Annotated in this window: 20 protein-coding genes; 10 read left to right on the top strand and 10 right to left on the bottom strand. The window is 72.5% G+C overall.

The window, feature by feature from the left end:
* Nucleotides 1-51: 51 nt before the first annotated feature.
* A complete protein-coding gene (locus LX15_RS26760; protein ID WP_253672613.1) occupies nucleotides 52-888 on the bottom strand; it encodes a zinc-binding dehydrogenase in 837 nt (278 codons plus the stop codon).
* Nucleotides 889-1,039: 151 nt separating this feature from the next.
* On the opposite strand from LX15_RS26760, the gene LX15_RS26755 reads away from it, so the two are divergent.
* Nucleotides 1,040-1,435: a winged helix-turn-helix transcriptional regulator gene (locus LX15_RS26755; RefSeq protein WP_308213527.1), complete on the top strand. Its 396-nt coding sequence runs from the start codon at nucleotides 1,040-1,042 to the stop codon at nucleotides 1,433-1,435.
* A gap of 92 nt (nucleotides 1,436-1,527) precedes the next feature.
* Here LX15_RS26755 and LX15_RS26750 read toward each other — a convergent pair whose 3' ends face one another.
* Together LX15_RS26750 and LX15_RS26745 are read right to left on the bottom strand one after the other, a co-directional pair.
* A complete protein-coding gene (locus LX15_RS26750; protein WP_253672611.1) occupies nucleotides 1,528-3,837 on the bottom strand; it encodes a TauD/TfdA family dioxygenase in 2,310 nt (769 codons plus the stop codon).
* Nucleotides 3,838-3,921: 84 nt separating this feature from the next.
* Nucleotides 3,922-4,434, bottom strand: coding sequence for a hypothetical protein (locus tag LX15_RS26745; RefSeq protein ID WP_253672609.1), 513 nt, complete (start codon nucleotides 4,432-4,434; stop codon nucleotides 3,922-3,924).
* A gap of 536 nt (nucleotides 4,435-4,970) precedes the next feature.
* On the opposite strand from LX15_RS26745, the gene LX15_RS26740 reads away from it, so the two are divergent.
* The gene (locus LX15_RS26740) at nucleotides 4,971-5,438 is read left to right on the top strand and encodes an NUDIX hydrolase (protein ID WP_253672607.1); all 468 of its coding nucleotides are present in this window, start codon (nucleotides 4,971-4,973) and stop codon (nucleotides 5,436-5,438) included.
* Nucleotides 5,439-5,621: 183 nt separating this feature from the next.
* On the opposite strand, the gene LX15_RS26735 is transcribed toward LX15_RS26740, so the two are convergent.
* Nucleotides 5,622-5,777 (bottom strand): hypothetical protein, encoded by a 156-nt coding sequence (locus tag LX15_RS26735; RefSeq protein WP_253672605.1) that lies wholly within the window; start codon nucleotides 5,775-5,777, stop codon nucleotides 5,622-5,624.
* Between the two features lie 1,029 nt (nucleotides 5,778-6,806).
* A complete protein-coding gene (locus tag LX15_RS26730) occupies nucleotides 6,807-7,364 on the bottom strand; it encodes an HAD family acid phosphatase (RefSeq protein WP_253672603.1) in 558 nt (185 codons plus the stop codon).
* Between the two features lie 536 nt (nucleotides 7,365-7,900).
* On the opposite strand from LX15_RS26730, the gene LX15_RS26725 reads away from it, so the two are divergent.
* Complete coding sequence (locus tag LX15_RS26725; RefSeq protein ID WP_253672601.1) at nucleotides 7,901-8,887, top strand: helix-turn-helix domain-containing protein; 987 nt, start codon at nucleotides 7,901-7,903, stop codon at nucleotides 8,885-8,887.
* 117 nt (nucleotides 8,888-9,004) lie between these two features.
* On the opposite strand, the gene LX15_RS26720 is transcribed toward LX15_RS26725, so the two are convergent.
* Complete coding sequence (locus tag LX15_RS26720) at nucleotides 9,005-9,544, bottom strand: MarR family winged helix-turn-helix transcriptional regulator (protein ID WP_253672599.1); 540 nt, start codon at nucleotides 9,542-9,544, stop codon at nucleotides 9,005-9,007.
* A gap of 256 nt (nucleotides 9,545-9,800) precedes the next feature.
* On the opposite strand from LX15_RS26720, the gene LX15_RS26715 reads away from it, so the two are divergent.
* Together LX15_RS26715 and LX15_RS26710 are read left to right on the top strand one after the other, a co-directional pair.
* Nucleotides 9,801-10,871 carry an alkene reductase gene (locus LX15_RS26715; protein ID WP_253672597.1) on the top strand — a complete coding sequence of 357 codons (1,071 nt, stop codon included), beginning with the start codon at nucleotides 9,801-9,803 and terminating at the stop codon, nucleotides 10,869-10,871.
* 50 nt (nucleotides 10,872-10,921) lie between these two features.
* Entirely contained in the window at nucleotides 10,922-11,845 is a 924-nt protein-coding gene (locus LX15_RS26710; protein WP_253672595.1) for an NADP-dependent oxidoreductase, read from the top strand.
* Nucleotides 11,846-12,027: 182 nt separating this feature from the next.
* On the opposite strand, the gene LX15_RS26705 is transcribed toward LX15_RS26710, so the two are convergent.
* Nucleotides 12,028-12,522, bottom strand: a complete 495-nt coding sequence (locus tag LX15_RS26705; RefSeq protein WP_253672593.1) for a hypothetical protein — start codon at nucleotides 12,520-12,522, stop codon at nucleotides 12,028-12,030.
* A 296-nt stretch (nucleotides 12,523-12,818) separates the two neighbouring features.
* Nucleotides 12,819-13,439, bottom strand: coding sequence for a TetR/AcrR family transcriptional regulator (locus tag LX15_RS26700; RefSeq protein WP_253672591.1), 621 nt, complete (start codon nucleotides 13,437-13,439; stop codon nucleotides 12,819-12,821).
* A gap of 124 nt (nucleotides 13,440-13,563) precedes the next feature.
* On the opposite strand from LX15_RS26700, the gene LX15_RS26695 reads away from it, so the two are divergent.
* Complete coding sequence (locus LX15_RS26695) at nucleotides 13,564-15,075, top strand: MFS transporter (RefSeq protein ID WP_301305310.1); 1,512 nt, start codon at nucleotides 13,564-13,566, stop codon at nucleotides 15,073-15,075.
* A 102-nt stretch (nucleotides 15,076-15,177) separates the two neighbouring features.
* Here LX15_RS26695 and LX15_RS26690 read toward each other — a convergent pair whose 3' ends face one another.
* Nucleotides 15,178-16,167, bottom strand: coding sequence for an aldo/keto reductase (locus LX15_RS26690; protein ID WP_301305318.1), 990 nt, complete (start codon nucleotides 16,165-16,167; stop codon nucleotides 15,178-15,180).
* Between the two features lie 188 nt (nucleotides 16,168-16,355).
* Nucleotides 16,356-16,820: a carboxymuconolactone decarboxylase family protein gene (locus LX15_RS26685; protein ID WP_253672589.1), complete on the bottom strand. Its 465-nt coding sequence runs from the start codon at nucleotides 16,818-16,820 to the stop codon at nucleotides 16,356-16,358.
* 267 nt (nucleotides 16,821-17,087) lie between these two features.
* On the opposite strand from LX15_RS26685, the gene LX15_RS26680 reads away from it, so the two are divergent.
* From LX15_RS26680 to LX15_RS26665, 4 genes are all read left to right on the top strand, one after another.
* The gene (locus tag LX15_RS26680) at nucleotides 17,088-17,480 is read left to right on the top strand and encodes a winged helix-turn-helix transcriptional regulator (protein ID WP_253672587.1); all 393 of its coding nucleotides are present in this window, start codon (nucleotides 17,088-17,090) and stop codon (nucleotides 17,478-17,480) included.
* A 208-nt stretch (nucleotides 17,481-17,688) separates the two neighbouring features.
* The gene (locus tag LX15_RS26675) at nucleotides 17,689-18,192 is read left to right on the top strand and encodes a DUF4232 domain-containing protein (RefSeq protein ID WP_253672584.1); all 504 of its coding nucleotides are present in this window, start codon (nucleotides 17,689-17,691) and stop codon (nucleotides 18,190-18,192) included.
* On the top strand, nucleotides 18,168-18,797 hold the full coding sequence (locus tag LX15_RS26670; RefSeq protein WP_253672582.1) for a MazG-like family protein: 630 nt from the start codon (nucleotides 18,168-18,170) through the stop codon (nucleotides 18,795-18,797). Before LX15_RS26675 ends, LX15_RS26670 begins: the two co-directional genes overlap by 25 nt.
* Nucleotides 18,798-18,928: 131 nt before the next feature.
* Complete coding sequence (locus LX15_RS26665) at nucleotides 18,929-19,780, top strand: alpha/beta hydrolase (RefSeq protein WP_253672580.1); 852 nt, start codon at nucleotides 18,929-18,931, stop codon at nucleotides 19,778-19,780.
* Nucleotides 19,781-19,864: the final 84 nt, after the last annotated feature.

Raw genomic sequence — 19,864 nt, 5'->3', positions numbered from 1 at the left:
CAGCAGCCATCGAGGGGAGATCCGTCCACAAAGGACAGCTCCCCGAGCCGGTCAGTTGCCGAGGTGGAAGACGGCCTTGCCGCGCAGCCGGCGGCCGGCCAACAGCGCGAGGGCGTCGCCAACCTCGGTCCAGGGCCGCCGGTGGTCGATCTGCGGCCGCAGGCGGCCGGCGGCGGTCAGCCTGACCAGGGCGGCCAGGTCGGCGCCCCAGCTCGCGGCGCTGTCGTAGACGGTGAACCGGCGCAGCGACACCGACTCGAAACCGGCGACGTAGTCGAAGAAGTCGAGCGTCACCGGCTGGCCCGACGCCTGGCCGAACCATAGGACGAGACCATCCCTGCGCGCCCTGCTGACGGCCGTCGACAGGTGGGCGCCCCCGATCGACTCCAGGACCACGTCGAACGGCCGCTCCGCGTCGGCGACGTCGTGGATCACGGCGACCGCGCCCAGCTCGGGAAGGCGCTGCCACGGCTCGTGCGGCGCGGCGACGGCGGTCAGCTCCGCCCCGGCCGACGCGGCGAGTCCACCACGTAGTGCCCGACCCCGCCCGTGGCCCCGGTCAGCAACACCCGTTGCCCGAACAGCGGTCCGACGCGTTCCCCGACCCGAGGTCCGCTGCCGTCGGCCGCCGCGCGCACGACGGTGCCCGCGAGGTCGTCGCCGGGACGCCAGTCGGGACTGGGGGCGCAGCTCCCGGGCGCTGGTGAGGTACAGCAGGTCGGTGCGGTTGAGCGAGAACGCCTCGACCTTCACCAGGGCCTGGTCAGACGAGGGCTCCGGTGCGGGGATCTCGGCCTCGACGACGAGCGCCGCCGGGACGGCTGGCCGGTCAGTGAACTGCTCGGTGTTCTGTCCGGTGCTCTGTTCGGCGGGCAGCAGCGCTCGCACGGTGGTGCTCCTCCCCTGTCTCGTGTGTCCTGGCTGCCCAGTTCCCAGTCCGGTCCTGCTCGGGGACCGGTCTTGCTCGGGGCCTCCCGACCGGAAGAAGGTGGGCGCTGACCAGGAAGAACGCACTTCTCCGTGCGAGGGGCACCCCGAGGTGAGTGACCAGGCCGGCGCGCTGGACGAGCGGGCCGACGTGATGCGCGCCAACACGGTCGCCCGACAGGTGATCAACCGCATCGCGGACAAGTCGGCGCTGCTGATCATCTCCGCGCTGGGCGGGGGCACCCTGCGCTTCAGCGACCTGCACGGCCGGATCGAGGGCGTGAGCCACAAGATGCTCACCCAGACCCTGCGCGGCCTGGAACGTGACGGCCTGGTGGTTCGCCGGGTGCACCCGACCTCCCCGCCCAGCGTCGACGACACCCTCACCCCGCCGGGGCACCGACTTCTGGAGACGGTCACCGCGATCTGCGCGTGGACCCGGGACCACATCGACCACATCGAGTCCTCCCGCGCCGCCTTCGACGCGCGCTCCACGACGCGGCGCTGAGGGAACCGCCCCGGCCAGCGCACCCGAGGCCGCACCAACCAGCACCAGACTCGGAACAACAGACACCGGACCGCCGTGCCTCTGGTCCGCGATCAGGAGCAGTAGTCGTTGAGGTCGCCCGCCCGGACCGTGTCGAGCGTGACGCAGTGGTGTCCCCCGCCGAGGACCCGGGCGTGCCGGAGGGTGTGCGGCAGCACGTGAACACCGCGGCGTTCCAGCAGGCGGATGAGCTTGTGTTGCGCGGCGTCGACGATCGCCAGGTCCGGGGCGACCATCAACAGGTTCATCCCGATCCACGGCGAGGTGGTCGGCCACGGCGTCGCGGGTCGGGCCGCCTCGACCGGCGGCGGGCACCACAGGACGTCCCAGCGCCGCAACGGCGCGGGCAGGGTGCGCTCGGAGACGTAGGCCGGATTGGCCACCACCAGGCCGGGCCGGACGAGCATCAGCGTCGTGTCGATGTGGGTGTAGGGGTAGAGGCCACGCAGGGGGTGCACCCGGTAGTCCCCCAGCAGCGCCGCGACCGCCCGCAACCAGCGGAATCCGGCCTCGTTCCCCGACACGGACACCTGGTAGAACAGGTCGCGGCCGCAGCGCAACACGTTGGCGGCGTCGAACACCGGCTCGGCCTCGCCCAGCGTCGGCCGTCCCCGACCGTCCACTCCGAACAGTTCGTTGCGCAGTTCCGGTCGGGGGGCGGCGATCCAGGTCGACCCCGCCTCCATGTAGCGCCGGAACAACGGGCGCAGGCCGGCCAGCTCGTGGTACCGGGCCCGCATCAGGCTGGGGGTCTCGATGATCGTCGTGCCGAGGACGAGGGTCAGGTCCCTGGGGCAGTAGGAGTGGAAGCCGGACGCGCCCCAGTGCGGGGTGACGAACCCCAGTTCGTGGTCGACGGGCACGGGGCGATGCACCACCACCCCCAGCTCCCACAGCATCCGCGCCAGCGTGTCGAGGTCCTCCTCGCTCTCCTCCACCACGCGTGGGGGAAACCTGCCCACCTGGATCCGCTCCAGTTCGCGCGCGGTCAGCTCGGGATAGAGGCCGAGCCACGCGGACGGGTCCCGGACCAGGTTGGGGAGGCGAGCGTTCGCCGCCGTGCCCACGACGACCTCCACCAGCGGGGAGAACTCGTCGTGGGAGCACGCGGGTCGCATGACGCCCAGGTCGGGACGCCGGGCCGGGGCCGGGGCGACGATGGTCGGCGCGGGGTTGCCAGGAGGCCGAGAGGGTTCCCGCACCACCGGAGGTCCCGGGGAGCTGGGGACCGAAACCGGTGCTGTCGGCGTTTCTCGTGGGGGCGCCACGGTTCCCCGCCGTGAAACAGGCCTGATCTTCGGCCGGGTCTTTGGCGTGGCCCGCGGCGCGATCTCCGGCGCGATCTCGGGGGTGGTCCCGGGTGTGATCTTCGGTGCGGTCTCGGGCGCGATCCGAGGTCTGATCTTCGGCGCGACCTCGCGCGCGTCGGTCGTCGGCGGGATCTCCGGTGGGGCCGCGCCGGCCGTGGTGAACGCCGTGACGCGTGCCAACCACCAGTCGGCGCCGTCGCGGTGGATGGACACGGCGGGGTGGGCGTGGACGGTCCGCCGGTTGTCCAGCAGGAGCAGGTCGCCCGGCTCCAGCACGTGCCGGAGCGTGACGCGGGTGAGTTCGTTCGTCAGGTGGCGCAGGGCCGCCGCCGCGTCGACGTCCTCCGGGTCGTACGGGCGCAGGAAGAGCGAGTGGTACCGGATCTCGGGATCGCCGGCGGGACCGGACAACACGGGCGCGGGGTGCTGGTCGCCGTTCGCGCCCGACCCGTCCCCGCCGGGGACGAACCGGGGGGCGCGCAGCACCCTCTCCCACCTCGGATCGAGATCGAGGGCCGCGGCCGACGCGGTGAGCACCGTGGGATGGCCGCGCAGGCAGAGCATCGCGAGGTGATGGCAGCGGTGGGCGCTCCAGAGGTTCTCCACGCGCCAGAGCGGGGTCGTCGCGTGCGGGCCGCTGTCGTGCCGCGGCTCCAGCGCCGGGGTGAGGTGGTGGACCCACGGCGTGCTGTCCCGCTCCGGGTGCGGCTCGCCGAGCAGGTTGAGGACGGCGAGCGCGGTGAGGACGCCGCGGCGGGCCGCGCCGCCCATCTCCTGGCTCGCGACACCGGGCGTGGCCTGGAGGTCCGCGTCCACGGGCAACCCCCGCACCACCAGCGTGCGGCCCGCCCTGCCGCGGACGCCGAACTGGCGCACGGCGCGGACCAGGCCGCTCGGCAGCGCCGGGGCGACGGCGGAGGCCAGGTCGGCCCACTCGGCGCGGGAGCGTTCCACGGGATCGGGAGCCGGGTCGAGGTCACGGGCCGCGGCCGCGATCCGGCGCGCGTGGCGGGAAGCGACCGTCACGACCCCGGCCTGCCGCAGGCGACGCATCACCCCGTCCTCACGGTGCTCTCCCGAAGGTTCGGTGGCGGCTCCCGGTCGCGGGCCACGCGCGTGGCCGCGGGAGGACCGGGGTCACCAGGGGGCCAGGGCCATCGCGACCCGGGGCTCCAGTCCGGTGGCCTTCCCCCTGGCCGCCTCGGGCACCCGGCGCGCCAACGTCATGAGCGTGGTGGTGACCAGCTCCTTGCGGCGACGGACCAGGCGGGTGAGGGCCACGTCGACGCGCTCGATCTCCTCGTGGAAGCCGCGTAGCCGGTCGTGCAGGGCCTGGACCTCCCTGGTCACCTGAGGCGACGGCTCGGCCGCCGGGTCGAAGGCCGGGTGCCGGTCAGGTGCGGTCCCCCTCCGGCCGCGCCCGGCGGCCCTGGGCCGGGTGCCGCCGGTGCCGCCGCCGTCCTGGTCGCCGTGGCCGCCCTCGGTCGGCAGTCGTTCGAGCAGGGCCGCGCGGACCCCGTCCACGATCTTCTCGCGGCGGTGGACGAGTCGGGACAGCTCCTCGTCGATCTCCGCGATCCGACGGTGACACTCCGCCAACGTCTCCCGCACCGCGCCGGGAGCGCGGTCCTCCCCGTCCTGACCCATCATCGTGAACCCTCCTCGTCGCGGTCGGACTCGTTCTTCCCCCGGTCCCGGGTGGAGGCTTTCCGGACAGAAGGACGGGACAGCGCGAGGACCGACCGTGCGCGGCGGGGCCTCGATCACGCGAGGCCGTGAGCGCGTGCCCGGCGAGGTCGCGCACGAGCGTCCTCGCGACGCGCCGCCGACGGTCGGGCTGGTTCATCCGCACTGCTCACCTCGCCCCGCGCACCCGTGGAGGAGTGATCACCGCACGACCCGCTCCCCCACAGCCGAGGCGATGTGGCTCATCCACCGTACTTCGGCCTCCAGAGGCCCGAACATGCCTCGACCGGGCGTCGTGCCTCATCAGATCGAGCAGAATGTTCAACCGACCGTCACGATCTCCTCGTTCCGGTGACGCCGATCTTCGTGTGACGGAGAGCCCAACAAAGGTGATCATCAATGCGGGACGTCAGTTCGGCGGCACCTCGGGGATGACGGCGGAACACCTCGTCGCGGTGGGCGCGCACGCCGGATCGCCGGGGACGGGCAGACTTCGGGGCGTGACGACGAGACACAGCGCGGGAATCCTGTTGTTCCGCCGGACCGGCGGGAGCCCGGAGGTGCTGCTCGGCCACATGGGCGGGCCGTTCTGGGCGAGGCGGGACGCGGGCGCCTGGTCGCTGCCCAAGGGCGAGTACACCTCGGACGAGGAACCCGAGGCCGCCGCCCGGCGGGAGTTCCAGGAGGAGCTGGGCCTGCCCACGCCGGCCGGCGAGCTGCTCCCGCTGGGCACGACTCGGCAGTCCGGCGGCAAGGTCGTGACGGCGTGGGCGCTGGAGGGCGACCTCGACCCGGCCGAGGTCGTCCCCGGGACGTTCGACATGGAGTGGCCGAGGGGGTCCGGCCGGGTCCGGTCCTTCCCCGAGGTCGACCGGGTGGCGTGGTTCGACCTGGACGCGGCGCGGGACCGGATCGTGACGGGCCAGCGGGTCTTCCTGGACCGGCTGGGCGAGCTGCTCCGCGCCTGACTCGACGCCGCGCGGTCGTTTCCGCCGGCTGGGGTCCTGATCCACCCGGATCATGACCGACACCCGCACACGACCCCAGTTCCGTCACTGACGGAACAAGCCGCACCCGGACGGGACTGAGGACAACAGGTCACGCAGGTCGGGCTGCGATCACCCGTCGTAGCCAAGAAGGGGTGCACCGTGTCAGCGCTGGGTGAGGTCATCGCGCGGCTGCGCGCTGTGCTCGGCAGGACCCGTCAGGCACGACAGGACCTGAACGAGGCTGGTGAGGCTGTGGATCAGGCTCATCAGCACTGGGCCCGTGCCCTGCAAGGCGCCCACGACCTCGACGCCCAGCATGCGTGAGGAATCGTGGCGCAGTCCCGACCGGGCATCGACGACACCTACCGCGCCGTGCCGGAGGCCGAGAACCGCACCGAGCACTACCTCAACAGCCTCGACGCCGACCCCACCGCCACTCCGCCCCGGCCCTGTCCCAAGTTGCCGCCGTCGCCCGCTCGCACGCCCGACCCTGCTCAGCCGACCCCCAGTCCCGAGCGTTCGAGCAGCTTCGCGCCGAGCTACCGCCGCCCGTTGGCCGCGCTGATGCGGGACAGGGGCCGGACCGACCCGAGGATGCGACACATCACCGTGGCCCACTGCCGACCTGAACGCGCTCCCGGACCGCATGGCCACCGGCGCGGCCAGCTTCACCCGGCGCGGCCATCAGCTTCGACGGCAGCGACACGCCGACCACGTGGCCTACCACTCCATGGGGCACCTGCGCGGCGTCCCGTCAGCGCCGAGATCCCCCTCGCCGACGTGCGCCGGTCCGCCCTCGATTTCCTCAGCGCCAACGGCGCACGCCTGGACGGAGTGCGGTGGCAGGAGCCGAGCTGGTTCCGCGTCTTCCGCCCGAGCCCGAGCGCGTCACCCGAACCCGAGCCGAAAGCCCTAAGTGGACTGGCTTCTGTGGACATTCCTCGTCCGCCGCACCCTGTCGGAACGGGGACGGGTGAGGATTCAGCAGTCCGACTCGCCGGGGCGGCGGATCTCCGTCGAGGCCGGGGTCCTGACCCACCCGGCCCTCTCGGGTGGGTCAGGAGTCCGCTCGCCGTCGGCGGAAGACGCAGGGCGTCGACGGCTCGCGGACGGCATCCCGTCCGATCATGACCGACACCCGCACCCGACCCCCGGTTCCATCACTGACGGAACAAACCACACCCGAAGGACCGCCACGCGACGGATCACGGACACCAGGCCAACATCTGTCCACTGTGGTCATGTTGTGCGGGAGCTGACCGTGGGCAACGGCTTCCCCTCAACCAGGTTCGGCTGCCCAGGGCTGGGGCTCAGGTGAGCCGACACATCCCCGGCCGCCTCCACAGTTCAGCTCAGTTGCCCGCCGTAGTCGGGAAGCTTGAACTTCCGGTCGTAGTACCCGCCCTGGAAGTCGGTGTCCCGGTTCCCGATGTTGGCGGTGATCCGGTAGCCCTGCTGTGTGAACTGCTTGCGGCAGCGGAGCTTCCCCTCCGCGTTGTGTTCCCCGCTCCTCTTCAGGCAGATCTTGTCCGGCTCGTACCCGGCACGCCGCAGCTCGTCGAGCGCGCTCTGTTCGTGGCCGACCCTGCGGGCGGAGACGATGAGCACGGTCATCCCCAGCCGCTTCGCGTGGCGCTCGGCGTCGAGCACCGGCCTGTTGGCGCGGCCCCGGTGATACTCGGTCTCCAACGCGGTGTTGTCGATGTCCAGCACGATCGCGGCGCCCTGCCCGCGCGCGCCGTCGAGGTACTGGTCCACGCCCTCCAACGACCTCCGCACGTCGCTCTGCCACTGCTCGTAGCTGGGCAGGCTCTCCCCTGCCGCGTGGGCGGTCGTCGCCGTGGCCGTCGACACGGCCAGGGCCGTGAGCAGCACGCCGGCAGCCATGGCCCGCACTCGGAACATCGTGGACCTCCTCGTTTCCTCGGACATGCGACCACACCGCACCCCGGGTCTCCCGCGGACTGACGTTCCCAGGACAGACTCCGGGCGCCCGCTCGCCGCGTCAGGCGCACCCGACCGCCCCGCATCGCGCGGAGACCGCGCGGAGGCCGGTGAGAAGCACGTGGAACGCGCCGGCGGTCCCCCGGGTTGCCCGCGGGATCGACACGTGGCGGGTGGTTCGTCGCAGGATCATGCACCACCTGCGTGTCCGAGGGCGTCACCATCGTGCCACTGGCACGACGATGTATGAGGTTGGCGGATGGCCATCGCCGCGCAAGGGATCGTTCAGGAAGATGGGCTACCGCAAGCGAAACGCGGACCCGGAAGCCGGCCAGCCCGGTGAGCGCCACCGGCGTCGTCGCGACCACGACATGTTGGGCCGTTTGTCCGCATCGCGCCGCCGCCCCACGCGGGAAGCCGCCAGGATCACGGATTCCGCCGGTCAGTCCCTACCAAGGGAGGTGGTCGGCGCGTCGCCAACTCCCGAACATACGCGCATGCACGCCTCTGACCTGGCCGACCACCTGCGCCGACTCGGTCTCGGCATGAGGGCGGTCGCCACCTACGAGGCCCTGCTGTCCTCAGGGCCGATGACCGTCGACCAGGTGGCCACCGCCGTTCCCGGCTCCGCGCAGGACGGGGCGGGCATGGCCGAGCTGCTGGAGGTGGGGCTGGTCGCTCCCAGCGGGGACGCGGAGCCCCGGTACGTGCCGGTGCCCCCGACCACGGGTCTCGACCTGCTCGCGCTGCGCCGGCAGGCCGAGCTGCACCAGGCCAGGGTGGCGACGCTCCAGGCGTACGAGGCGTTCCGGCGGCACTGGCACACGCGGAGCGCGGAGGACCTGGTCGAGGTCGTGACGGGCTCGGCGATCCCCGACCGCATCCACCAGCTCATGCGCGACACACCGCGCGAGGAGGTCCGGCGGCTGGACTCGCCACCGCACTTCTACACCGTGCTGCGGAACGAGGAGGAGGAGCGGCACCTCCGCGAGGGCATCTCCTACCGCGTCGTGTACTCGCGCAGCTCGCTGCGCCGGCCGCGCTACCTTCAGGAGAACATCATTCCCTGCATGCGGGCGGGTGAGCGGGCACGCACGTTGCCGCGCGTGCCGGTCAAGCTCACGATCGTGGACCGCGCCGTGGCCCTCGTGTCGTTCACGATCGACGACACCGAGCGGAACGACTCGTTGCTCGTCGTGCGGCCGTGCAGCCTGTTCCGGGCGTTGGAGGGGTTGTTCGAGCTGTCGTGGCGCTCGGCCCTGCCCCTGGACATCCGCGGCGGCACGCACGCCCACCGCCTGCGGGCGCGGGACCGCATGCTGCTGACCCTGCTGGCGGCCGGCGCCGACGACGACTCGATCGCGCGGGAGCTGGGCATCAGCAAGCGGACGTTCTTCCGTCGGCTCAGCGAGCTGATGAGCCTGGCCGGGGCGACGAGCCGCTTCCAGCTCGCGCTGCACGCGTGCCGGAACGAATGGCTGTGACCCGAGCCGGGGCACGTCGCACCGACCCGAGGCGGGAGTCCGGTGTGGACTGTCTCTTGTGGACACCCTTCGTCCGCCGCGACCCCGCCGGGGCCGGGGTGTGCGCGGGTGGAGGGTTCAGCAGCCCGGCTCGTCGGGGCAGCGGTTCTCCTCGACGGCGGCGGCGATGTTCCGCTCCAGCGTCTCCAGGACGCCGAGCACCCTGCCGCGCTCGTCCTCGGGGAGGTCGCCCACGGTGATCTCCTCCAACCGACGCCAGATCTCCTCGACCTCCCGCCGCAAAGCCTGGCTGGCCACGGTCGCCTCGATGACGACGGCGCGACGGTCGCCGGGGCAGGGCAGCCGCCGGACGAAACCGGCCTGTTCGAGGCGCCTGACGGTGCGGGTCATGGTGGCGGCGTCCGAGTCGAGCAGGCGGATCAGGTCCACCTGCCGCTGCGGCCCCCGCTCCCACAGGGCCATCATCACCAGCTCCTGACCGGGGTGGAGGCCGGTGCGGCGCAGGAACTGGCCGACGAGCATGCGGTGCAGGCGGGCCACCCGGAAGATCGCGTGACTGACCGGGCCACCCGTGGCCGCCCTGACCAGCGAGGCCATCACCTCACACGGCGACACCTCCTCGGGACAGCACTCCTCGGGCGACGGCTGGCTGGCCATGCGTCCTCCACCGCTGCTCGCAGCTAAAGCTTGCTCAGACAGCTTTCAGCGTACGCCCTCCGGAGCCACCCCACCGCCACCGAATGATGAACCCGCAGGTCAGAGGATATTTCTCCCGCCAGCCCCGAACGTGTCGTGCGCCACAGAGCTTGCCAGGAAGGGTTTCGCACGATTACCTGTTCGAACAGGAAAACCACTCGGGAGATCACCGCGACCCCGGGTTCGACGACACCGCCCCCTGACGAAGGACATCCCCATGACCACCGCGTTCGACCCGATCGACCTCGCCGGCCTCCGCCTCGCCAACCGCATCGCGATGGCCCCGATGACCCGCAGCCGCGCCTACGGCCCCGGGGCGACCCCCACCCCGTCCACGGCCCTCTACTACGCCCAGCGCGCGAGCGCCGGACTGATCATCACGGAGGCCATGCAGCAGTCGGTCGGGGGCCAGGGCTATCCCGACACCCCCGGCCTGCACTCGGCCGAGCAGGTCGCGGCGTGGCGCCCGGTGACCGACGCGGTGCACGAGAAGGGCGGCGTGATCTTCGCCCAGCTCGTGCACGGCGGCCGGATCGGGCACCCGAGCCTGCTGCCTGACGGCCTGGTCCCGGTGGCCCCGTCGGCGGTGGCCCCCGCGGGCAAGGTGTTCACCGGCACCGGCATGGAGGACTACGTGACCCCGGTCGAGCTGACCGAGGAGGGCATCGCCCAGACGATCGCCGACTTCGCCACCGCGGCGCGCAACGCGGTCGAGGCCGGGTTCGACGGTGTGGAGCTGCACGGCGCGAACGGATACCTGATCCACCAGTTCCTCTCGACCAACGCCAACCTGCGCACGGACCGGTGGGGCGGCTCGGTGGAGAACCGCATCCGCTACGCCGTGGAGGTCGTCCGCGCGGTCGCCGACGCCGTCGGCGGGCACCGGGTCGGACTGCGCATCTCCCCGGGGGTCACGTACAACGACATCGCCGAGGACAACCCCTGGGAGACCTACCGGGCGCTGGTGGACGTGCTCAACCCGCTGGGGCTGGCCTACCTGCACATCAACGAGGGGCCGGACCGCGAGTTGACGCTGGAGCTGCGCAAGCAGTGGAGCAGCGCGTTCATCCTCAACCCGTTCACGCCAGAGGGCAGCACCAACATCGAGCACCTCGCGCTGATCGAGGACGGCGCCGCCGACCTCATCAGCTTCGGCGCGCTGTTCCTGGCCAACCCCGACCTCCCGGCCCGCCTGGCCGCCGGAGGCCCGTTCAACACCCCGGACCGCGCCACCTACTACGGCGGCGACGACCGCGGCTACATCGACTACCCCACGCTCTCGGCCTGACGGCGCCCTCCCCCTGCCCTTCCCTTCCCTTCCCGACAGGAGAAACAGCCATGCCCCAGGTTCTTCAGTACTCCGAGTACGGCGGTCCCGAGGTCCTGAAGCTCGTGGACGTCGAGCTGCCCGAGCCAGGTGAGGGGCAGGTCCGGGTCCTGGTGCGCGCCGCGGGCGTCAACCCGATCGACTGGAAGCTGCGTCGTGGCTTCTTCGCGCAGGGCGAGCCGCTGACCGAACCGGCGGGGGTCGGGTTCGAGGTCGCCGGCGTGATCGACGCCCTCGGCCCCGGCGTCGACCGGTGGACCGTCGGACAGGCCGTGTTCGGCTACGTCCCGACCGGCGGCGGCGTGGCCACGCACGCGGTGACCCCGGCCGACGCGCTCGTGGCCCGGCCCGAGTGGTTGGACGAGAACCAGGCCGCCGGAATGCCCCTCGTGGTGGAGACGGCCACCCGCACCCTGCGCGAGCTGGGCGTGGGCGAGGGCCACACCCTGCTCGTGCACGCCGCCGCCGGAGGCGTCGGGGTGATCGCCTCCCAGCTCGCCCTGGCGCGGGGCGCCCGGGTGGTCGGCACGGCCAGCCCCGCCAACCACGACTTCCTGCGCGAGCTGGGCGTGGTCCCGGTCGACTACGCCGCCGACGGGCTGGCCGACCGGATCAGGGCCGCCGCGCCGCGGGGCGTGGACCGCGTGCTGGACGCGTCGGGCAGGGACGTGCTCCCGCTGTCGATCGAGCTGACCGGCAGCCCGGACCACGTGGTCACCATCGCCGACGGCCGGGCGGCCGAGTTCGGCGTCCGCTTCTCGTCGAACCAGACGCCCCCCGCCGACGCCACCGCCGAGGTCCTCCCCCTGCTGGAGCGCGGTGACCTGCGGTTGCCGAAGACGATTCTCTACCCGCTGGACGAGGCCGTGGCCGCGTACCGGCACAGCGAGGACGGTCACCCGCGCGGGAAGCTGGTGATCAGGGTCCAGGACTGAGCCCTGTCCGAGATCGCCTGGCGACGCCCGGAACCGGATGACGCCGGCTGACACCGGCTGGGTCGGCTGACACCGGCTGGGGCTGAACACCCGACGCCCGCCGCTCGTCCCTCACGGGGGAGGGGCGGCGGGCGTCGTCATACGGGGAGACCGGCGTCGCCGTCCCCTCGGCCGCGTGCCAATCAGGGGAAGTCGTCCTCGTCGTCGTCGGGGCGGTCGAGGCGTTCAAGATCGTCGTTGATCTCGTGCTGGATGCGGGACCGGGCCACGGTGGCCAGGCAGGTCGCGGGCAGGTCCTCCGGCCACGCGCTCGGCGGGACGAGGGCGGTCAGCTCGCCGACGACCCACACCGCCGCGAGCAGGGCGGCGGCGTCCGCGCGCAGCGCCGCCCTGGCCTCGGGATCGGCCGGGAGCAGCGGATCGGCGGCCGGGTCGTCGGGCACCTCACGCAGGGCCACGCCGGCCGCGCTGTCGAAGTCGTCGCCGAGCAGGGACAGGGCGTCCTTGGCGAACTGCTGGGCCATGATCGCGGTGGTCACGAGGATCTCCTCCACCTCGTCCCTGGGGCCGGCGGCGCTGGCGAGCAGGCGGACGTGGGCGCGCTGGAGCTGCTCCAGGTGGGTGTCGAGCAGGTCCGCCAGCCGCTGGCGGAGCCCGTCGGGGACGGGAGGAGTCATCGGCGGGCTACCACCGTGGGGTCGGCGGCGCCACCGCGCGGGACGCGCGCGGAACCGGCGCGCGACGGGCCGACGGCGACCAGCGGGAGAACAACCATGACCCGATGGTGCCGCCCGGCCCGGCTCCCCCGCTGGTCGAGGCGACGCCGTGGGCGGAGCCCGTTCGGGTAGTTCCTCCGGTCGCGCGGACCAGCGGATCACGCGCCCGAGGGCCTGTCGGAGGCGTCGGCGGTCTCACCATCTCGCGAGCGACACCGGGCATCGTGGGTCACCGGACGATCCGGAGCCGTCGGGCGTCAGTCCGAGGTCCGCGCTGGCGTCTCGAACAGGCGGTCGAGGTGGTAGCGCACGACCTTCATGGCCTCCCTGGCGGAACGCTGGCCGACCAGGACGCTCGTGCCGAGGCCGTGGTTGAGGGCGAGCAGCCGTGCGGCCTCGGCCGAGGCGTCGCGGTCCTCGGCCAGCTCGCCGTCGGCCTGCGCCTGGCGCAGCACGTCCGCGAGCTGGCGCTCCAGTCGCCGGGGTCCCTCCACGAACGGCTGCTCCGCGAGGTCGGGATCGGTCATCGCGAGCACGGCGTAGGAGGTCCAGACGAGGTGGAACGCACGGCCGCGCTCGTCGGTCGGCAGCGCCTCGGAGAGGAACGACTCGACGAACCGCCGCGCCGACACCGGACGCGGCAGCCGGGCCAGGCGTGCCGACCACCGTTCCTCGCTCTGCCGCTCCAGGTGCCGCAACGCGCCGTGCACCAGCTCGGCCTTGCTCTGGAAGTAGTACTGCACGAGGCGCAGCGAGACCCCGGACTCCGCGGCCACCGACCGCATCGTCACCGCGTGCAGGCCTTCCCTGGCGGCGACGCGCACCAGGCCCTCGGCGATCTGGGCGCGACGCTCGGCGTGGTCGACCGTTCTGGGCACGGCTCCGCCCCTCCGTCCCTGTCGTCTCCTGGCGATCCTTCGTGTCCGCCGCGATCCTTCGTGATACGCCTGTATATGGTACCGCTGTATCACGAACCGAGGAGCGCCGCCCGGAGGTGAGGCCATGGGCCAGCACGAGACCGAGAGCGCCGAGAACGCCGGCGGCGCCCGGGACGTCGAGGTCGCCGCCCCGCCGGCGGACGCGGCGGAGCCCACCCCACCCCGCCCCGGCCGGGCCGCCTCGCGGGCGGTGCTCGCCCTCGCCTGCACCGCGCAGTTCATGGTCGTGCTCGACGTCTCGGTCGTGAACGTCGCGTTGCCGTCGATCCGGTCGGCGCTCGGGTTCGACCCGGACACCCTGCCCTGGGTGGTCAACGCCTACGCGCTGGCGCTCGCCTGCTTCCTCCTCCTCGGCGGGCGACTCGCCGACCTGTGCGGACGCCGGCGGGTCCTCGTGTGGGGGCTGGCCCTGTTCGGCGGGGCCAGCCTCGTCGGCGGCCTGGCGACCACGCCGGGGACCCTGATCGCCGCGCGCGTCGGCCAGGGACTGGGCGCGGCGATCCTCGCCCCGGTCAGCCTGACGCTCCTGACGACCACCTTCCCCGAGGGGCCGGACCGCACGCGCGCCCTGGCGACGTGGACCGCCGTCGGGGTCGCCGGCGGCACGGCGGGCAACCTCGTCGGCGGCGTCCTGACCCAGTCCCTGTCCTGGCGCTGGGTCCTGCTGGTGAACGTGCCGATCGGCGTCGTGGCCCTCGCGCTGACCACCCGACTCCCACGCGACCGGGAACGGCCCCGGGGTCGGCGACTGGACGTCCCCGGGGCCGTGCTGGCCACGGCCGGCCTGGCCGCGCTCTCCCACGGCATCACGCAGACCAGGACGCGGGGCTGGACGGACCCGGTGACCGTCACCGCCCTGGCCGTCGGGATCTTCGCCCTGCTGGCGTTCGTCGTGGTGGAGTCCTGGTTCGCGCGCGCCCCGCTGGTGCCGCCGCGCCTGGCGCGCGTCCGCGCGATCGCCGTCGGCAACCTCGCCACGGCGCTCGCCGGCGCCTGCCTCAACCCGATGTGGTACTTCCTGACCCTGCTCATGCAGGGCGAACTCCATTACGGTCCACTGTGGACAGGGCTGGGCTTCCTGCCGCACACCGTGGTGGCGGTCGTCGCGGGCGCGCGCCTCACGCCGTGGGCGATGGCCCGCGTCGACAGCCGGAACCTGGTCGCCCTCGGCGCGCTGGTCGCGGCGGCCGGTTTCCTGTGGCAGAGCCGGACCGCGTCCTCGGACGGCTACCTCGCCGGCATCCTCGGGCCGGCGGTCGTCATCTCCGTCGGCAGCGGGTTGCTGAACACCCCGCTCACCGCCGCGGTCACCTCCGGAGCCGACCCCTCGGACGCCGGGGTGGTCGCCGGCCTGATGAACACCAGCAAGCAGGTCGGCGGCGCGCTCGGTCTCGCCGTGCTGGTCGCCGTCGCCGGCAGCACGGGGCCGGACACGCCGGAGAGCGCCGTCGACCACGGCCGCGCGTTCCTGGTCATCGCCGGGACCCTCGTGGCGGTCGCGGCGATCTCCCTCGCCCTTCCCCGAACGCGGGTCACGCGCCGGGAATCGGGGACGACACCGGCCGGGAAGGGTTGAGGCACAACGCTTTCACCGGCACGTGCCCCCGCCCTCTCCTAGTCTGTCCATAGTGGACCGATGGGAGTCGGTGGGCCGCCGGCCGGCGCGCTCTGTGGCAGCTCAGCGTTCGCTGTCGAGGTCGGCCATCATCGGCGCAGCGTACCGGTCGCCGGCGGCCGCTCCGGCCGGCACCACGCGCTCGATCGCGGCGAGGTCCTCCTCGGAGAGGGTCACGTCCAGCGCGCCGAGGGCCTCAGCGAGGCGGTCGCGCCGGCGCGCGCCCACCAGCGGGACGATGTCCTCGCCGCGCGCGGCGACCCACGCGATCGCGACCTGCGCGACGGTGGCGCCCCTGTCCTCGGCGATGCCCCGCAACGCCTCGACCAGGCGCAGGTTGTGGTCGAGGTTCTCCCCCTGGAAGCGGGGGCTGATGCCGCGGAAGTCGCCGTGGGCGACGTCGCGACCCGGCGACCAGTGCCCGGACAGCAGGCCCCGGGACAACACGCCGTAGGCGGTGACGCCGATCCCCAGCTCGCGGCAGGTGGGCAGGATCTCGTCCTCGATCCCCCGGGACAGCAGGGAGTACTCAAGCTGCACGTCCGCGATCGGGTGCACCGCGTGCGCCCTGCGGATCGTCTCGGCGCCCACCTCGGACAGGCCGATGTGCCGCACGTGCCCCGCCCGCACCATGTCGGCGATCGCGCCCACGGTGTCCTCGATCGGCACGTTCGGGTCCAGCCGCGCCGGCCGGTAGATGTCGACGTGGTCGACGCCGAGGCGGCGCAGGCTGTAGGCGAGGAAGTTCCGCACGGCCTCGGGCCGGCCGTCGTAGCCGGACCATCCCCCGTCGGGGTCGCGCAGGGCGCCGAACTTCACGCTGATCGTGACCTGGTCCCGCTCGCGCAGGGCCTCGCGGATCAGCAGTTCGTTGTGGCCCATGCCGTAGAAGTCGCCCGTGTCGAGCAGGGTGACGCCGGCGTCGAGGGCGGCGTGGATGGTGGCGATGCTCTCGATACGGTCGGCCGGGCCGTACAGGTCGGACATGCCCATGCAGCCGAGGCCGAGCGCGGAGACCTCGGGCCCGTGGACGCCCAGGACGCGGTGTGGCAGCAAGGCTCTCTCCCCGTGGCCGTTGAAACGTTGCTATAGCCACTGTAGAGCGATGGTACAACCAGAATCAAGCGATCGATATAGGGGATTCTGTAGCGATGTTTCAGCGCCGCTCGCGAGCCCCGTGCTCCGCCGCTGGCGGCGTCGTGCTCCCTCCTGGACGGCAGATCGCCCGCCCGACCGAAGGCCTACTCCGGCGGAAGCTGCCGTCGAGCGGTCACGTTCAGCCGGTTGAAGGTGTTGATGATCGAGGCCAGCCACACGAGGGTGACGTACTGCTCCTCGGTGAAGACCCGCGTCGCCTCCTCGTACACGTCGTCGGGCACCTCGCGGTGCTCGGACAGCGTCGTGATCGACTCGGTCAGCGCGAGGGCGGCGCGCTCCTGCTCGGAATACAGCGTCGTCTCGTGCCACGCCGGCAGCATGTCGATGCGCCGGTCGCTCTCCCCGAGCTTGCGCGCGTCCTTGATGTGCATGTCGAGGCAGAACGCGCACGCGTTGATCTGCGAAGCCCTGATCAGCAGCAACTCGACCAGCTTCGGGTCGACACCCGCCTCGACCGCCCGCCGCTTGACCTTCGTGTACAGCCCGATGAACTCCTGGAGCACGTCCCGCAACCCGAGGGACGCGGAGATCCTTGGCGTCTCGTTCACGACCCCCGACCCTAGTCCTGGCAAGGAAAAACGCCGCCAGAGACAACGATCACCTGATGGTCAGTGGTCAGGACGAGAGCGGCAAAGCGGCAAACGAGGAAAGTCCCTCGGAGACGGCGAATCAGCCGACGACGGCGATGGCCCTCCGCCCCGACCACGGACGATCGCTCCTGGTTACCAGCGGTGACCTGGTCACCCTCATTTCGGGAGGCGTAGGCTGGCGTCGCTTTCGGAGACGGCACCCATCCCCGGCGAGGTGAGCTTCCGGTGACCACGTCCACGCCCGACACCGACCCCTCCCCCGGCGACCTCTTCGACCCGGCCTGCCCGACCCGGCAGGTGCTCGACCGGGTCGGCGGCAAGTGGGAGTCGATGGTGATCAAGGTCCTGGCCGTGGCCAGCCCCGGCGAGGTCCGCTTCGCCGACCTGCGCCGCCGGGTGCCCGGCATCTCCCAGAAGATGCTGTCGCAGACCCTGCGCTCGCTCGAACGGGACGGCCTGGTCACCAGGCGGGTCGAACCGACGGTGCCGCCGGCGGTCCACTACTCGCTCACGCCGCTGGGCCTGTCCCTCGACGGACCGCTGGGCGTCCTCCGGGCGTGGGCCGAACGCCACGTCCTGGAGATCGAGGCGGCCCGCGCCCGGTACGACGGGAAGTAAGGGAACGGCCGCGCGACGGGCGAGGCACGCGGGTCCCGATCCGGCGACGAGGAACCGCGCCGGACGAGACATTCCACTGAGGACTCCCGAGCCCGCGCCCGACTCCACGACACCTCGCCCGGGATCTGGCTAGGGTGGCGGGATGGGTGCAGATCACCTCCGTCACCACGGCCACCGTGCGCGAACGCCGCTACGTCGAGCGGCACACGTGGCTGTGTTGGCCGCGATGTCCACAGTGGTGGCCACCGCGCTCACCGCGTGCGACAGCGGGTCCTCCGCCGAGCCCGCGCCGACCTCCCCTCCTCCGTGCCCGCCGAAGGTCACCGTGGGGCAGGTCGAACCGGCGCTGGGGCACCGGGCCTCGGTGATCACCGTGACCAACTGCCGCGACTCCCCCTACACCGTCTCCGGATATCCGGAGATCAGCGTGCTCGACGGGGAGCGGAAGCCGTTGGCGGTCCGGGTGAAGCACGGCACCTCGTACATGGCCAGCGACCCCGGTCCCCGTGAGCTGTCCCTGCCACCGGGTGGCAGCGCCCGCGCGGTGCTGTCCTGGTCGAACACGGTCACCGACGGCGAGGTGGTGAACGGCGAGCACGTGACGGTCTCCCTGCTGCCCGGTCGGGAGTCGACCACCCTGCCCCTCCAGACCGATCTGGGCACCACGGGCGAGGTCACCGTGTCCGCGTGGAGCACCGAGCCACCGCGCTGAGGAGGGCCGCCGCTCCTACGATCAGCGGGGTGATCACCGACCTCGACGGCGCGCCGGTCGACATGACCACGGCCCTGTACCGCCTGTCGCTGGCGTTCGACCGCCGGTTCCCCGAGCACGACGCGCCGGCGGACCGGCTGGTCCGGCTCTGCGAGGAGGTCGGCGAACTCGCCGAGGAGGTCCTGGTCGCCGAGACCGGCGACCTGTCGCCGGCTCCCGTGCGGCCGAACCTGGTCAAGGAGCTGCGGGACGTCCTCCGGGCCGCCGTCGGGCTCGCCCGGCGCTACGGGCGATCCGTCCGGTTCGCCGCCGTGCCCGAGCGGGGCGCGCCCCCGTTGGTCCTGATCGCCCGGCTCGCGGTCGCGGCCGGCGACTGCGCCCGCTGGGTCCACCACGACGCGGGCATGGGCGTCAAGGTGGAGAAGCACGGGGTGTTCCGCCCCGAGCGCCTCGGCGCGTCCGTCCAGGCCGTGCTCGACGCCGTGGCCGGGTTGACGGCTCACTACACCGTCGCCGAGGCGCTGGCCCGTTCCGTGGAGGACGCGTACCGCAGGTACCAGCAGGAGGGGCACATCGAGCCCGGCGGCGGAGCCGGGAATCCCTGACCGGACGTCGCTGTCGGAGACGTCCGCGAACTCCGCTCCTCCTGACAGGCTGACCGGCTGTGACCCACGTCCCGCCGAGGCCGTGTCCGTACTGGTGCCAGCGGTGTCAGCACGATGACAGGATCGTTGACGTGACACACACCTTCGTGTTCGTGCACGGGTCCAACAGCAACTCGTTCGCCTGGGGACCGCTCCAGCGCGAACTCACCCTGCGCGGACACCGCACGCTCGCCGTCGACCTCCCCGGGCACGGCTTCTCCGCCGGGTTCTCCCCCGCGTACCAGGCGCCGCAGGACCTCGCGGCGCTGGCGGCGGCACCCTCCACAGTGGCCGGTGTCAGCTTCGCCGACACCGTGGACCACGTGGTCGGCGTGGTGCGCCGCGTGGCCGAGCACGGCCCGGTGATCCTGGTGGGGCACAGTCGGGGCGGGCTCACCCTGACCGGCGTCGGCAACGCGGTCCCCGACCTGGTCGACCGGCTCGTCTACGTCTCCGCCTGGTGCTGCGTCGACCTGACGGTCGGGGAGTACATGGCGACGCCGGAGTACGCGACGTCGGCGTTGAACGACACCGCCGGCGTGCTCGTCGGCAACCCCATGGAACTCGGGGCGCTCCGGATGAACTGGCGGACCGCCGACCCGACGCTCCTCGCGGCGTTGAAGCGCGCGATCCTGGCCGACGGCACCGACCAGGAGTTCCTCGCCTACCTCAACACGCTGGAGCCCGACGAGAGCCTGGACGCCGGGGGCTCGGCCAGCCAGGCGAACGCCGAGACCTGGGGGCGCGTGCCGCGCACGTACGTCCGGCTCACCCGGGACACGTCCATCCCGCTGGCGTTGCAGGACCGCTTCATCCGGGAGGCCGACGCGCTCACCCCGGACAACCCGTTCGACGTGCGGTCGCTCGACAGCGGCCACGTGCGGTTCCTGATCCACCCCGCCGAGGCCGCGGCCGTCCTGGCCGATCTGGTTCCCACCTCGTGACCGGTCCGGTCCGGTCCCGGCCCACACGGCGGCCGGGACCGGGCCGGCGGCACGTCGCCGTCGCGGTCGTCGCGTCGTCGTCCG

The sequence above is a fragment of the Streptoalloteichus tenebrarius genome (assembly GCF_024171885.1).
GTDB classification, from domain to species: domain Bacteria; phylum Actinomycetota; class Actinomycetes; order Mycobacteriales; family Pseudonocardiaceae; genus Streptoalloteichus; species Streptoalloteichus tenebrarius.
This window is presented reverse-complemented; position numbering and strand designations above follow the sequence as displayed.